Source organism: Frederiksenia canicola, assembly GCF_011455495.1.
In the GTDB taxonomy this organism is placed as follows: Bacteria; Pseudomonadota; Gammaproteobacteria; order Enterobacterales; family Pasteurellaceae; genus Frederiksenia; species Frederiksenia canicola.
In genome coordinates this window covers 396,599-413,082 of sequence record NZ_CP015029.1, presented here as the reverse complement: position 1 = coordinate 413,082, position 16,484 = coordinate 396,599, and the positions used below count along the sequence as shown (strand labels likewise).

Sequence of the window (16,484 nt, the reverse complement as noted above, 5' to 3'; positions counted from 1 at the left end):
ATCAAACGCCAGAGCGGTAGTGATTTTTGACCCCTGTTCCCTGATTGGAAAACGACATCTCGTATCCTATTTTATATGCCACTTCCTGCCAGTCTTTAGGCGGATTGTGAAAATTCAACCAGATAAAAAATCAAGAAGGCTATCTAACAATGGCATACTCATATTCCGAGAAAAAGCGTATCCGTAAGAGCTTTGGTAAACGCCCACAAGTTCTGAACGTACCTTATCTATTAACTATTCAGCTTGATTCTTTTGATAAATTCATTCAAAGAGATCCTGAAGGACAACAAGGTTTAGAAGCGGCATTCCGTTCAGTGTTCCCGATTGTCAGCAACAACGGTAGCACCGAATTACAATACGTTTCTTACGAATTAGGTGAACCTGCGTTTGACGTGCGTGAATGCCAAATTCGTGGCACAACCTATGCCGCACCGTTGCGTGTGAAATTACGTTTAGTCACATTCGATCGTGAGGCGGCAGCAGGTACCGTTAAAGATATTAAAGAACAAAACGTCTATATGGGCGAAATCCCATTGATGACCGACAACGGGACTTTCGTGATCAACGGTACCGAGCGTGTTATCGTGTCACAATTACACCGTAGTCCAGGCGTATTCTTTGATTCTGACAAAGGTAAAACACACGCATCAGGTAAAGTGTTGTACAACGCTCGTATCATTCCTTACCGTGGTTCTTGGTTAGATTTCGAGTTCGATCCGAAAGACAACTTATACGCACGTATCGACCGTCGTCGTAAATTGCCAGCCACCATTATTTTACGTGCTTTAGGCTACACCACCGAAGAAATCTTGAACTTGTTCTTTGAGAAAGTGAATTTTGAAATCAAAGACAATCAATTATTGATGGAACTCGTTCCTGAGCGTTTGCGTGGTGAAACAGCCGCATTCGATATCGAAGCAGAAGGTAAAGTGTATGTAGAAAACGGTCGCCGTATTACTGCACGTCATATCAAAGCATTAGAAAAAGATAATATTACTCAAATCAATGTGCCAACCGAGTATATCATTGGCAAAGTCACAGCAAGAGATTACATCGATCTTGAAACGGGTGAAGTGGTTTGCCCTGCAAATACCGAGCTAAACTTAGAATTATTAGCAAAATTGGCTCAAGCAGGTTATCACCAAATCGAAGTGTTATTCACTAACGATTTAGATTACGGCCCATACATTTCTGAAACCTTGCGTGTGGATCCGACCTACGACCGTTTAAGTGCGTTAGTGGAAATCTACCGTATGATGCGTCCAGGTGAACCACCAACAAAAGAAGCGGCAGAAGGCTTATTTGACAATATGTTCTTCTCAAGCGACCGTTATGATCTTTCAGCGGTAGGTCGTATGAAATTCAACCGTTCACTTGATATTCCTGAAGGTGAAGGCTCGGGCATTTTAAGTAACGATGACATCATCGGCGTGATGAAGAAATTGATCGAAATCCGTAACGGTCGTGGCGAAGTGGACGATATCGATCACTTAGGTAACCGTCGTATTCGTTCAGTGGGCGAGATGGCTGAAAACCAATTCCGTATCGGTTTAGTGCGTGTTGAGCGTGCCGTGCGTGAGCGTCTCTCACTAGGCGATTTAGATGGGGTTACTCCACAAGATCTGATCAATGCAAAACCAATTTCTGCGGCCGTGAAAGAGTTCTTTGGTTCTTCACAGCTTTCGCAATTTATGGACCAAAACAACCCGCTTTCAGAGGTTACTCACAAACGTCGTATTTCTGCGTTAGGTCCAGGTGGTTTAACACGTGAACGTGCGGGCTTTGAAGTGCGTGACGTACACGCAACTCACTATGGTCGTGTATGTCCAATCGAAACGCCTGAAGGTCCAAATATCGGTTTGATTAACTCACTTTCTGTTTATGCACGTACTAACGACTATGGTTTCTTAGAAACGCCATATCGTAAAGTGGTAAATGGTCAAGTGACTGAAGAGATCGAATACTTATCAGCGATTGAAGAAGGTAACTTCGTGATCGCACAGGCGAACTCAAACTTAGACGAAAACTTCCGTTTTACAGATACCTATGTCACTTGTCGTGGTGAACATGGTGAGTCTGGTTTATATCGCCCAGAAGAAATTCACTATATGGACGTTTCAACACAGCAAGTGGTTTCTGTTGCGGCGGCGTTAATCCCGTTCCTTGAACACGACGATGCGAACCGTGCGTTGATGGGTGCGAACATGCAACGTCAAGCCGTGCCAACATTGCGTGCGGATAAACCATTAGTCGGTACTGGTATTGAGAAAGCCGTGGCACTCGACTCGGGTGTAGCCGTCGTCGCAAAACGTGGTGGTACGATCCAATACGTTGATGCCTCTCGTATCGTGGTTAAAGTCAACGAAGACGAAACGGTAGCGGGTGAAGCAGGTATTGATATTTATAACTTAATCAAATATACCCGTTCAAACCAAAACACCTGTATCAACCAAATTCCTTGTGTGAAATTAGGCGAGCCAGTTGAACGTGGTGAAATCTTAGCTGACGGTCCTTCAACAGACTTAGGTGAGTTAGCCTTAGGTCAAAACATTCGCGTGGCGTTCATGCCTTGGAATGGTTATAACTTCGAAGACTCAATGTTAGTGTCTGAGCGTGTGGTACAAGAAGATCGCTTCACCACCATTCACATTCAAGAACTTTCTTGTGTGGCGCGTGATACCAAACTGGGTGCGGAAGAGATCACGGCTGATATTCCAAACGTGGGCGAATCAGCATTAAGTAAATTAGATGAATCAGGTATTGTTTACATCGGTGCGGAAGTAAAAGGTGGCGACATCTTAGTGGGTAAAGTCACTCCGAAAGGCGAAACCCAATTAACCCCAGAAGAGAAACTTCTCCGTGCAATTTTCGGTGAAAAAGCGTCTGACGTTAAAGATTCTTCATTACGTGTACCAAACGGTACATCAGGTACGGTTATCGATGTTCAAGTCTTCACTCGTGATGGCGTAGAAAAAGATAAACGTGCGAAAGACATCGAAGAAATCCAACTTCGTGAAGCGAAAAAAGACTTAACCGAAGAGTTGGAAATCTTAGAAGCAGGCTTATTCACTCGAGTGCGTAACTTGTTGGTGGAAGGCGGTGTGTCTGAAGCAGCGTTGGATAAAGTTGATCGTGAAAAATGGTTAGAACAAACCTTAGACGACGAAGTAAAACAAAACCAATTAGAACAGCTTGCAGAACAGCACGAAGAGTTGCGTAAAGAGTTTGAACGCAAACTTGAAATCAAACGCAATAAGATTATCCAAGGGGACGACTTAGCTCCTGGCGTATTGAAAGTGGTGAAAGTGTACCTTGCGGTGAAACGCCAAATTCAACCAGGTGATAAAATGGCGGGTCGCCACGGTAACAAAGGGGTTATCTCGAAAATCAACCCTGTGGAAGATATGCCATACGATGAAAACGGTCAGCCAGTTGAGATCGTATTGAACCCGTTGGGCGTTCCGTCTCGTATGAACATCGGTCAGATCCTTGAAACTCACTTAGGCTTAGCAGCACGTGGTATCGGCGATCAAATCAATGCGATGATCAAACAGCAGCAGTCAGTGGCGAAATTGCGTGACTACATGCAAAAAGCCTACGATCTCGGTCACGGTTCGCAAGTGGTTGATTTAAGCAAGTTCACCGACGAAGAAGTGATGACTCTTGCACAAAATTTACGCAAAGGTTTACCACTTGCTACCCCAGTATTTGACGGTGCACATGAAAAAGAAATCAAAGGCTTATTAGAATTAGGTGGCTTACCAACTAGTGGTCAGATCACCCTTTATGATGGCCGTACAGGTGAGAAATTCGAGCGCCCTGTAACCGTAGGTTATATGTATATGCTCAAATTGAACCACTTAGTTGATGACAAAATGCACGCACGTTCAACCGGTTCTTATAGTCTTGTTACGCAACAACCGCTCGGTGGTAAAGCACAGTTCGGTGGTCAGCGTTTCGGTGAGATGGAGGTTTGGGCATTAGAAGCATACGGTGCAGCCTATACGCTTCAAGAAATGCTTACAGTGAAATCCGATGACGTGAATGGTCGTACGAAGATGTATAAAAACATCGTAGATGGCACACACTATATGGAGCCAGGTATGCCAGAATCCTTTAACGTAATTACCAAAGAGATCCGTGCATTAGCGATCGATATGGAGTTGGACGAGGCGTAATATCCTTATGGATGGTGTGCGTCAGACCAGTGCCATCAAAGATTAAGGATGATACAAGCGGTTAGATCCTGCAAAAATGTTGCAAATTTGCAAAACATCTGGCAAATCTGACCGCTTGCAACCCAATTTATATCGCAATGGTTTGCCGTTGCGAACTTTATAAAACCTACATCACTAGGGGCAAAAAAGTGAAAGACTTAGTTAAGTTTTTAAAAGCACAATCAAAATCAAGTGACGATTTTGATGTGATTAAAATCGGTTTAGCATCGCCAGATAAGATCCGTTCTTGGTCTTTTGGTGAAGTGAAAAAACCAGAAACGATCAACTACCGTACCTTCAAACCAGAACGTGACGGTCTTTTCTGTGCACGTATTTTTGGGCCAGTGAAAGATTACGAATGTTTGTGTGGTAAATATAAACGCTTAAAACACCGCGGTGTGATCTGTGAAAAATGTGGCGTTGAAGTCACGCAAACCAAAGTACGTCGTGACCGTATGGGCCATATCGAATTGGCTTGTCCAGTGGCACACATCTGGTTCTTAAAATCACTGCCGTCCCGTATCGGTTTGATTTTAGATATGCCGTTGCGTGATATTGAGCGTGTGCTTTATTTCGAAAGCTATGTAGTGATCGAGCCAGGTATGACTGATCTTGAGAAAAATCAGTTATTAACTGAAGAACAGTATTTAGAAGCGGAAGAGCGTTGGGGCGACGAATTTGAAGCGAAAATGGGTGCGGAAGGTATCCAAGCATTGTTGAAAGATTTAGATCTGGATCACCAATGCGAAATGTTGCGTGAAGAATTACAAGAAACCAATTCCGAAACCAAACGCAAAAAAATCACCAAACGCTTGAAATTACTTGAAGCATTTATCCAATCAGGCAATAAGCCAGAATGGATGGTGATGACGGTATTGCCAGTGCTTCCGCCAGATTTGCGTCCATTAGTACCACTTGATGGTGGTCGTTTCGCCACCTCTGACTTGAACGATTTATATCGCCGTGTTATCAACCGTAACAACCGTTTAAAACGCTTGTTAGATTTGATTGCACCAGACATCATCGTGCGTAACGAAAAACGGATGTTACAAGAGTCAGTCGATGCGTTGTTAGACAACGGTCGTCGTGGTCGTGCGATTACCGGTTCAAACAAACGTCCATTGAAATCATTAGCGGATATGATCAAAGGTAAACAAGGTCGTTTCCGTCAAAACCTATTAGGTAAACGTGTTGACTATTCAGGTCGTTCGGTAATCACCGTAGGTCCATACTTACGTCTACACCAATGTGGTTTGCCGAAGAAAATGGCATTGGAATTATTCCGTCCATTTATCTACTCAAAATTAGAAAGTCGTGGTATCGCATCAACCATTAAAGCCGCGAAGAAAATGGTAGAGCGTGAAGATCCAATCGTATGGGATATTCTCGCAGAAGTGATTCGTGAACACCCAATCCTGCTTAACCGTGCACCAACGCTTCACCGTTTGGGTATTCAAGCGTTTGAACCGTTGTTGATTGAAGGTAAAGCGATTCAGTTACACCCACTTGTGTGTGCGGCGTTCAACGCGGACTTCGACGGTGACCAAATGGCGGTACACGTTCCATTAACCCTTGAAGCACAATTAGAAGCTCGTGCGTTAATGATGTCTACCAACAACGTTCTCTCGCCTGCGAACGGTGATCCGATTATCGTACCATCGCAAGACGTTGTATTAGGTCTTTACTATATGACCCGTGACAAAGTGAACGGCAAAGGTGAAGGAATGTACTTCCTTGATCCACGCGAAGCTGAAAAAGCGTACCGTACTGGTCAAGCAGAATTACATTCTCGTGTAAAAGTGCGTATCACGGAATACGAGAAAAATGCAAGCGGTGAGTTTGAACCAAAAGTTTACTTAGTAGATACCACAATCGGTCGTGCAATTTTATGGATGATCGCACCGAAAGGAATGCCATTTAGTTTGTTCAACCAAGCATTAGGCAAAAAAGCGATTTCAAAATTAATCAATGAAAGCTACCGTCGTTTAGGCTTGAAAGAGTCAGTGGTTTTCGCTGACCAAATTATGTACACCGGTTTTGCTTATGCAGCACGTTCAGGTTCATCTGTTGGTATCGACGATATGGTGATCCCAGAACAAAAATACAGCATCATCGCTGCCGCAGAAGAAGAAGTAGCAGAAATCCAAGAACAATTCAACTCTGGTCTTGTGACTGCAGGTGAGCGTTATAACAAAGTGATCGATATTTGGGCGGCAGCGAACGAACGTGTCTCGAAAGCGATGATGGAAAACTTATCGACGGAAGAAGTGATTAACCGTGAAGGTAACCCAGAGAAACAAGCGTCATTCAACAGTATCTTTATGATGGCGGATTCAGGGGCGCGTGGTTCTGCAGCACAGATTCGTCAGTTAGCAGGTATGCGTGGTTTGATGGCTCGTCCAGATGGCTCGATCATCGAAACACCAATTACCGCCAACTTCCGTGAAGGCTTAAACGTTCTTCAGTACTTTATTTCAACCCACGGTGCCCGTAAAGGTCTTGCGGATACGGCATTAAAAACAGCGAACTCAGGTTACTTAACCCGTCGTTTAGTAGATGTGGCACAAGACTTGGTGATCGTAGAAGATGACTGTGGTACACACGAAGGTATCGTGATGACCCCGCTTATCGAAGGCGGTGATGTGAAAGAGGCCTTGCGTGATCGTGTACTCGGTCGTGTGGTAGCGGAAGACGTATTAAAACCAGGTACAGAAGACGTCTTAATTCCACGCAATACCTTAATCGATGAGAAATGGTGTGATGTGATTGATGCGGAGTCTGTGGACGTCATCAAAGTGCGTTCAGTCGTAACCTGTAACACTGACTTTGGTGTATGTGCGAAATGTTACGGTCGTGACTTAGCTCGTGGTCACTTGATCAATCAAGGTGAAGCTGTGGGTGTTATTGCGGCACAATCTATCGGTGAACCGGGTACACAGTTAACGATGCGTACGTTCCACATCGGTGGTGCGGCATCTGCGGCAGCCAAAGAATCCAGTATTCAAGTGAAGAATGCGGGTACGATTAAACTTGCCAACGCAAAATTCGTGACCAATAAAGAAGGCAAATTTGTCTTAACTTCTCGTAATACTGAATTAACGGTAATTGACGCATTCGGTCGTACCAAAGAAAACTATAAAGTGCCTTACGGTGCGGTACTTTCAAAAGGCGACGGTGCAGAAGTAAATACTGGCGAGGTCGTGGCGAACTGGGATCCGCATACAATGCCGATCATCTCCGAAGTGAGCGGTTTCATCAAGTTCAGCGACATCGTTGATGGCTTGACGGTAACTCGCCAAACGGACGAACTCACTGGTCTTTCATCAATCTCGGTACAAGATGTGGGTGAGCGTGCCACAGCAGGTAAAGACTTACGTCCAGCATTGAAATTAGTGGATGCCCAAGGCAATGACATTTTAGTGAACGACACACCAGTACAATATATCCTTCCAGGTAAAGCGATTGTGAGCTTGAACGAAGGTGCCGAAGTGGCAGTGGGTGATGCGTTAGCACGTATTCCACAAGAAAGCACAGGAACCAAGGATATTACTGGTGGTCTTCCACGTGTTGCAGACTTGTTTGAGGCACGTAAACCGAAAGAGCCTGCTATCTTGGCGGAAATTTCAGGTATCGTCTCATTTGGTAAAGAAACCAAAGGAAAGCGCCGCTTGTTAATCACGCCAGCAGAAGGCGAGACTTACGAAGAAATGATTCCAAAATGGCGTCAGCTCAACGTATTTGAAGGTGAATTGGTACAACGTGGTGATGTAATTTCTGACGGTGCGGAAACCCCACACGATATTTTACGCTTGCGTGGTGTTCACGCCGTAACCGATTACATCGTAAACGAAGTGCAAGAAGTTTACCGCTTACAAGGGGTAAAAATTAACGATAAGCATATCGAAGTCATCGTTCGCCAAATGTTGCGTAAAGCGGTGATTACCAATGCTTACGACTCCGAGTTCCTTGAAGGTGAACAAGTTGAAGTGGCTCGTGTGAAAATCGTCAACCGCAAACGTGCGGAAGAAGGCAAACCGTTGGTGGAATTTGAACGTGAATTGCTTGGTATTACCAAAGCATCCCTTGCGACAGAGTCATTTATCTCTGCGGCATCGTTCCAAGAAACCACCCGTGTGCTTACCGAGGCAGCCGTGGCTGGTAAGCGTGACGAATTACGTGGTTTGAAAGAAAACGTGATTGTCGGCCGTCTAATTCCTGCGGGTACTGGTTTTGCTTACCATCAAAACCGAGCCAAACGTCGTGCAGAGGGTGAAATACTTCAAACATCAGAACAAGCGGTGACTTCCGCCTCAACTTTTGCAAGTGCAGAAGACATTGAAGCAGAGACACAAAGCGTTGTGAATGATGAAGCCACTCAGAGCCTTGCCGCATTACTCAATGCAGGTTTTGATATGGATGATGAAGAGTAGTTAATTCTATCTTATGAAAAAATCCCCCAAATTCTGAGCGAGTTTGGGGGGATTTTTTAATGATATTCATTTTTGATGGATTTCTAATAAATGACATTGTAAAATAATACCCCTATAAATATTGTCGATTAGGCAATTATAAAGCGATATCAAGATTTTTTATCATTAAAGGAGACAAACCATGAAACCATTAAAGTTAACGGTTGCAGCATGCTTATTAGCTTCCATTGTTCCAAATCTATCTTTAGCGAATGATCTAAGCAAAAGGGTTGGAACAAATGAAGCTAAGATAGAAAATTTAGAAACTCGACTTGGTCTTACTACTAATCAAGCTGTTGCTGCAGTAAATCTAGCAGCCGAAAATCAAAGTAAAAAAGCAGATAAAACCTATGTCGATGCGAAGCTACGTGAGAAAGCGAATTTAGCGGATATAGAAACAAGGTTTGTAGATGTTCATGCTATTTTAGGTGGTAAAGCAGATAAAACCGAGTTAGCTCAAAAATCGGACAAAACCTATGTTGATGGCAAACTCAGTGAGAAGGCCGATAAGACGGAATTAGCTAAAAAAGCGGATCAATCTTATGTTGATGGAAAACTCAATGAGAAGGCGGATAAAACTGAATTAGCTAAAAAAGCGGATCAATCTTATGTTGATGGAAAACTCAGTGAGAAAGCGGATAAAACAGCATTGACCGCTCTAGATTTAAGAGTTAAGCAAAACCAAGAGGCAATCGCCTCACTTAAACCAGCCAATATTGAAGGCTTAAAAGCAAGAACCGCAAAACTTGAAGCGTCTGTATCAAAATTAAATGCTCAAGTGCAAAGCAACACACAGCGTTTAGACAAGCTCAATGAAGAACTAAAAAGAGGGTTAGCGACCCAAGCGGCATTATCTGGTCTTTTCCAGCCATATAGTGTGGGTAAGTTCAATGTAACGGCTGCGGTTGGTGGATACCAGTCTAAATCAGCGGTTGCAGTGGGAGCGGGTTATCGCTTTAATGCCCATTTCGCAGCAAAAGCTGGCGTAGCGATGAGCACAGGGGATAATAATGCCTCTTACAATGTTGGTGTTAATTATGAGTTCTAATTAATCCGATAGTCAATGAATAATAAAAGAGTTGCTAACCCATAATGGATAGCAACTCTTTTTATTTTAAGCGGTTAAAAGTAGAGATTTCAATGTATATAAGGCATCGAGTGCCTGTTTTGGTGTAAGTTCGTCTGGGTTGATGTCGGCTAACGCCATTTCAACCGCTGAAGGTTGTGCAAGCGGTGAGTTTTGGGCGGAAATTTGCAAATCCGTTGGTTCGGCGTTGAATAGCAAATCGCCCTGTGGATTATCGTGCAGTTGGGCGGTTTGCTGTGAAAGCTGTTCGAGCTGAGCGAGTTTCTGTTTTGCCAGTTGGATCACCTGCTTCGGCACGCCTGCAAGAGCTGCCACTGCCAAGCCGTAACTTTTACTTGCAGCCCCTTCCTGCACGCTGTGCATAAAGGCGATGGTGTCGTTATGCTCCAAGGCATCTAAATGTACATTCGCTACGCCTTTGAGCTGGTTCGGCAAGCTGGTTAATTCAAAATAGTGAGTGGCAAAGAGGGTGAGGGATTGGGTTTTTTTCGCCAGCCATTCGGCGCACGCCCACGCCAGTGATAAGCCATCATAAGTAGATGTACCACGCCCGATTTCATCAACGAGCACAAGGCTCTGCTCGGTGGATTGATGCAGAATGTTCGCCATTTCCGTCATTTCTACCATAAAGGTTGAACGCCCAGAAGCGAGATCGTCCGATGCACCGATACGGGTGAAAATGCGGTCGATTGGCCCAATTTCCGCACTCTCTGCAGGCACAAAACTGCCGATATATGCCATCAAAGTAATCAAAGCGATTTGACGCATATAGGTGCTTTTTCCGCCCATATTCGGCCCTGTAACAATCAGTAGATGGCGTTGTGGATCGAGATAAACGGGGTTAGCGATAAAAGGATCTTTCAGCACTTGTTCCACCACAGGGTGACGACCACCTTTGATATTGATTTGGCGTTTCGGGCTGAAGGTTGGCATCACATAATTGAGGCTTTCGGCACGTTCGGCAAAGTTGGTGAGCACATCAAGCTCGGCAAGTGCAAGGCTGGCAAGTTGTAATTCGCCTAAACGTGGCAAAAGTAAATCGAACAACTCATCGTAAAGTTGTTTCTCTAAAGCGAGCGATGCTCCTTTAGATTTCAACACTTTATCTTCATACGTTTTTAGCTCTGGAATAATGTAGCGTTCCGCATTTTTCAACGTTTGGCGGCGAACGTAGTGAATCGGTGCTTTGTGAGCTTGCCCTTGGCTAATTTGAATGTAGTAGCCATGCACTGCATTGAAGCCGATTTTCAGGGTATCAATGCCTGTTTGCTCACGTTCTCTTTGCTCTAAATCATCAAGATATTGGGTTGCCCCTTCTGCCAGATTTCGCCACTCGTCCAGTTCTGCATTGTAGCCTTCGGCAATCACGCCACCATCTCGAATAAGCTGCGGAGGGTTGTCGATAATCGCTTTTTCCAGTAGCTCGTGCAGTTCGCTAAAATCAGCGATTTGTGTGAGGGGTTGATCTAAACAAGCGGTCAGATTTTGCGATAATTTTACAATATCAGGCAGTTGCGCCAAGGCTTGACGCAAACGAGTGAGATCTCGAGGGCGAGCCGTTCGTAATGCCACCCTTGCTAAAATGCGTTCCATATCGCCCACTTGTTGTAGAAGTGGTTGAAGCGGTTCAATGCGTTCGTGCTGTTGTAAGGCAAGGATAATCTGTTGACGAGTGTTAAGTTTATTGAGATCACGAATCGGCTGATGAATCCAACGTTTAAGCAAGCGGCTACCCATTGGGGTAACGCATTTATCTAGCACTGAAGCCAAGGTATTTTCTACGCCACCGCCAAGATTGGTGGTAAGCTCTAAATTTCGACGTGTCGCAGCATCAAGCAGAATGGTGTCACTATTTTGTGCTAAATGAATGGCATTGATGTGGGGCAAGGCAGTGCGTTGGGTTTCCTGCGCATAATGAAGCAAACAGCCCGCGGCACAAAGCCCAACTAATGCTTTATCTACCCCAAAACCCGCCAAGTTTTGCGTACCAAATTGGCGGTTGAGCAACTGAATGGCGGTGACTAACTCAAATTCCCATACCGCACGACGGCGTAAACCTTTGTAGCCTTGCAAAATGCCCGCTTCGCTAAAATCTTCAGGGTAGAGAATTTCAGCAGGTTGTGTACGTTGTAGCTCCGCCGAAAGGGCTTCTTTGCTTGGTAATTCGCTAATCAAAAATCGACCCGATGCCATATCCAAGGTCGCTAGGGCAAACACACCTTTTTCCTGATAAATCGCTGCCACCAAGTTATCTTGGCGTTCTGGCAACAAGGCTTCATCGCTTACCGTCCCCGGCGTGACAATTCGCACTACTTTTCGCTCAACAGGGCCTTTACTGGTGGTAGGATCGCCCACTTGCTCACAAATCGCCACCGACTCACCCAGTGCCACCAGCTTGGCTAAGTAGCCTTCAACAGCGTGATAAGGCACGCCCGCCATTGGAATCGGCTCGCCTGCGGATTGCCCACGTTTGGTGAGTGAAATATCCAACAACGCCGCCGCCTTCTTCGCATCATCATAAAATAGCTCGTAAAAATCCCCCATTCGATAGAACAGCAAAATATCAGGATTTTGGGCTTTGAGTTGGAGATATTGTTGCATCATTGGCGTATGCGTAGAAAGGTCTTTGGTCATCGGTTTGTTTTGATTAGTTGAAAATGGCGAGTATTTTAGGCGGAAAGGCTAGCGAGCAAAAGAGCAAGCGGTCAGTTTAGCGGGAAAATTTGCAAATTTTCATCGGGAACTGACCGCTTGTAGAATTAGAAAATCGCCTCTAAACGTAAGAAAGCCCCAAGATGATGTGAGCGGTTGAGCCTTTTGTTGTTGTAGAATGATAGCTCAGGCTGAATAAATAGCCACTCACGTAAAATGGGTTGGCGATAAGTGATAAACGGGCCGTAATGGATCAACTTAAAGCGTTTGTGTTGAATATCACCACCGATTGACAGACCGTAGTTCAAACGTTTGTAACCTACAAAGTTGTGCTCGCGATATAAACTATTTCCCCAACGTAAATTCTCATCAACATCGTGGGTGTACTCAAAATAAGTGTGGTTATTGATGAAAGCGATATCATCTTGGACATATTTATTTTCGAGGTTGGTTCGTACATAGTGTTTACTATTTGAACCATAGCGGTAGATTTGTTCGAGACGGGTTGAGAATTGGTTAGTATGTTGCCATTTTTTACTGGCTTTGGCTCGTACGAAAATATCCGCTCCAGAGCGAATCCCTAAATCAAGATCCGTCTCTATGCCAAGGTTTTTGATACCATCCGACCAACGCAATGCAAGGGAATTATTGTCTTGGCGAGCTTGGTGTTTGTCGTAATATTTATCTTTGGGTAATCGTTCTCGGTAATTTGGTGCAGTTTGAACACGATCTTGGGATTGGTTATCTAAATCTTCATCCCCCATAACAATACTTAAATGCTTTTTCAAGGCGGGTAAGCGTAATTTAGCTCGTATGCGAGGTTTAACTGAATAGCCATCATAACGATTCCATTGGTTATCTAACATAACACGCAAATTCGCTGAGGCAGGTTTATCTGGGTCTGGAGTGCCAACCCAATCATCGAGTACATTTGACCAGCTATGTAACGTCTCTCTCACTTTGCTATGTTGTTTATCTAGCATAGTTTCATTTGCGAATAATGCAACGGGAAAGCAAAGCGATAATATTGAAATAGTAAGCTGAGCATGTTTCATAAAATCCCTCCATTCATCTTTTGGTGAGATATTACGCTAATTTTGTCAAAATCTAAACTGAAAGCGGTTAGATTCAGTGCATTTTTTGCTATTTTCTAAAAAGAAAATCCCTTGCCGTAAGACAAGGGATTGGAATATGGTGCACTAGCTGGACTCGAATTTAAAGAATAACTTATTGTATTATATATAAAATAAATTTTGATGTTTTGTTAGTGGTTACTATGGCGGTTACTAAAATTCAAAATCATTTCAAAAATAGATCCGCATCAAAGGCATTCTAACTTATCCGTCAAAAATAAAAAATTCTACGAAAAAAAACTTTTTGAGAAATTGTCTCACTTTTTACACTTCGCACTTTTTTGATGTTTAAGGTATTGAATAATAAAGCATTTTTGGAAAGTGAAAATTTTTTGAGAAGTGGGGAAACTTGCCACTTATTTTCACTTTTGGCGATAATTTAGGCAAAAATAAAGCCTAGCTGTTATGCTAGGCTTGTTCGTTTAGCTATCCCAATCTTTCAGGCTGTGATCGATGTTAATGTAGTAGATATTTGTCAAGGTTAAGCCGTCTTTAAGCCGTGTCAGCAACCTGTTCCTACTGCCACGCTCTTTTAGAGCATACTCAAACGCCTGTCTAAAGCGGTTGCGTTGTAGTGGGTTGATAATGCCCATTCGCTCGCAATAGTACAAATACGCAGAATGCAACGCTGTGCGGTGTGCGTGGGGTTTTCGGCTACTGCCAAGGGTTAAGCCGTTGATAATTTCCCGTGCTTCAAAATGCTTCGCAAACTGCAGTATGTGATCCGTTTCTTCCTTGACTTCGAGTGCTTCTTCACTGGTTTTTTGTTCTTCTAGCAAGGCTTTAGCTGCCATCGGTTCAGGGAAAGCATCAAGCAGTAATCGAACAATACCGCCCGCTTCTTGCTCCAACTTGTCTTTTAAGTGATAGTCTTTTTCGCTCTCGCTTACTACCTTGTTAAATTGGAAGATCACCCGTCTGCGTGATGTACCGCCTTTTTGCTCCTTGAATATGATTGGGCTATTGCCGGTAATCAGGAAAATGGCTTTTACTACATCCTTAAATGCCCCTTTATACAGTGGGCGAAAGCTAATTGCATCGCCACCAGTGATAGAGCGTAGAATGCCGCCGTCACTGATATAGCTTTCTTGGTCGGGAGAATAGCACAGTGTTTTATCGATTAAACCGCACCGCATTGTTGGGTTTTCTAAATCTTTCAGGCTGAATGCTGCCGTGTTATCTTCACCGCCCGCCAAAATTTTGGCTAAATGGTTGAAGATACTTTTACCCGTGCCACCTTCGCCCGTTATCTCTAAAAAGAGCTGCCATTCGTAGCGGTTAGTCAATATCATATACAACGCCGCCAAAATGCGATCACGCTTTTCTGCTTTGCCATCACTGACCCAATTTAGCCATTTGTCAAAGTTTGGGGTGGGCGTTTGGCTTGAAAAGTAATCTATATTGATGAACGATGTTAAAAAATGCTCTTTGGCGTGGGGCATAAATTCCCCAGTTTGCTTGTGTAAAATGCCATTGGAAAAGGCAAGCAAATTCGGATCACGTTTTCCCATTCGTTCGGCTTCATATTTGAATAGGCTCAACATCTTTTCAATATGGCTTGCTTTATATTTGGTAATGCCATTTTCAAGAAAGAAATTGCGAATAAGTCGCCCCATTGCCACATCTTCCACTGCTTCCCATTTTTTCCCTGTGTAGTGGTAAAGGGTTTCTAATTGCTCGTGGTAATAGATTGGCTTATTGTGCCATTCCATAAACGCCGCTAACTTTTCATTGTCACCCATTGTCTCAAACAGTTTTACAAATTCGGCTCGGCGTTGTTCAGGGGTTTTACTGGCTTCAGCCGCCAACTGTGCTATTCGTTGTGAATCAGGGTCGAACCTTAATCGGCGAATGTAACCGCTTAAATTTTCAAGCTGTTGCCCTGCTTCGTCATACATTATCACCGTATCGGCTTCCGTTTGGCTCGCTATTTGGTCGCATAAAATAGTAATAATGTTTTGCGATAGTGGCTCGGCATTGTTGCAACGCTGAATCGATATATGCTGCACCGTTGGCGGTGCGACTTGATAGGCGGTTAGCTCCGCCAATTCGTTTACATCAAGCACGATTGGCGGGGTAAATTCCCACGTTGGCAAAATCTGATTGAGATCTATCTCTGCCTGTGAACGCTCTGCTTGTGGCATTTTGGCAAAATCCCACGCTTGCGAACCGATAAAAATTTGACATTCTGTTGCCCCTTTAGGCTGTTCTTTCAGATTCGGGGCTTTTTTCAGTTTAATGTTTTGTGCCATTCTCGCCCCCTGTTGCTGTCGCTTCTGCTTCCAGTGCGAATAGAATGTGATTGATGATGTTAGAAAACTGATTCACTAAGAAAAAGCTTGCAGTGCAACCTAACAAATTTTGCTGAATTTCTTCGTTAGTGAACATTGTCGCTAATTCGGCTTCGTCTTTTGTTGGTGGTATTGGCATTTGTTTGAGTAGCACATCATTGATTACTTGTAGTTCATCCACCATTCTAAGCGCAGCATTTGGTTTTATTAGAGCAATGCTTGCCAAGTTTTCCGCCAATTCTTCAAATACTGCAGCAGAATAAGGAAATGTTGGGTTATTTGTACCGTTGGCAACATTATCATAATGAATCGCAATGGCTTGCTGTTCCGTTTCGTTGAAGTTACTCCAGTCGATTTTATTGTTTTCGTTAGTCATTGTTACCCCCTTGTAATACGTTGTCCGCATCATCAATCAGCTTGTTAATGCGTTTGATATGCCCCCGCAAGGTGTCGATTAGGTTTGCCTGTTCGTCACAATGCCAGTTAATCACTCGGATAGCGTGCCGTAAGGTTTCGCCTGTGTATTGGGTTGGTTCATCATTGATAAAGGTTGCCTGTGCCAAAATGCGATTGTTAGCAATTTCCATTTGGTCGAGTAAGCTCGGTTGAATTTTGATGTGTTGCATTGAGTTAGT

At 43.9% G+C, this 16,484-nt stretch carries 8 protein-coding genes; 3 read left to right on the top strand and 5 right to left on the bottom strand.

All coding sequences use genetic code 11. The features are described from left to right. Positions 1-149 precede the first annotated feature (149 nt). The 3 genes from rpoB to A4G17_RS02020 all read left to right on the top strand — a co-directional run bounded on the left by rpoB (position 150) and on the right by A4G17_RS02020 (position 9,734). Complete coding sequence (rpoB, locus tag A4G17_RS02030; protein ID WP_123957005.1) at positions 150-4,178, top strand: DNA-directed RNA polymerase subunit beta; 4,029 nt, start codon at positions 150-152, stop codon at positions 4,176-4,178. A 188-nt stretch (positions 4,179-4,366) separates the two neighbouring features. Further along, a complete protein-coding gene (gene rpoC, locus A4G17_RS02025; RefSeq protein WP_123957004.1) occupies positions 4,367-8,647 on the top strand; it encodes a DNA-directed RNA polymerase subunit beta' in 4,281 nt (1,426 codons plus the stop codon). A gap of 181 nt (positions 8,648-8,828) precedes the next feature. Then, positions 8,829-9,734 (top strand): YadA C-terminal domain-containing protein, encoded by a 906-nt coding sequence (locus tag A4G17_RS02020; RefSeq protein ID WP_123957003.1) that lies wholly within the window; start codon positions 8,829-8,831, stop codon positions 9,732-9,734. 66 nt (positions 9,735-9,800) lie between these two features. Here A4G17_RS02020 and mutS read toward each other — a convergent pair whose 3' ends face one another. The 5 genes from mutS to A4G17_RS01995 form a co-directional block, all read right to left on the bottom strand. Then, positions 9,801-12,407 (bottom strand): DNA mismatch repair protein MutS, encoded by a 2,607-nt coding sequence (mutS, locus tag A4G17_RS02015; RefSeq protein WP_123957002.1) that lies wholly within the window; start codon positions 12,405-12,407, stop codon positions 9,801-9,803. A gap of 125 nt (positions 12,408-12,532) precedes the next feature. Then, positions 12,533-13,480 carry a hypothetical protein gene (locus tag A4G17_RS02010; RefSeq protein WP_123957001.1) on the bottom strand — a complete coding sequence of 316 codons (948 nt, stop codon included), beginning with the start codon at positions 13,478-13,480 and terminating at the stop codon, positions 12,533-12,535. 500 nt (positions 13,481-13,980) lie between these two features. Continuing rightward, positions 13,981-15,810, bottom strand: a complete 1,830-nt coding sequence (locus tag A4G17_RS02005) for a DNA primase family protein (protein WP_123957000.1) — start codon at positions 15,808-15,810, stop codon at positions 13,981-13,983. Continuing rightward, on the bottom strand, positions 15,794-16,225 hold the full coding sequence (locus A4G17_RS02000; protein WP_123956999.1) for a hypothetical protein: 432 nt from the start codon (positions 16,223-16,225) through the stop codon (positions 15,794-15,796). The genes A4G17_RS02005 and A4G17_RS02000 overlap by 17 nt, the downstream gene beginning before the upstream one ends. Further along, entirely contained in the window at positions 16,218-16,475 is a 258-nt protein-coding gene (locus A4G17_RS01995; protein ID WP_165894252.1) for a hypothetical protein, read from the bottom strand. The genes A4G17_RS02000 and A4G17_RS01995 overlap by 8 nt, the downstream gene beginning before the upstream one ends. Positions 16,476-16,484 lie beyond the last annotated feature (9 nt).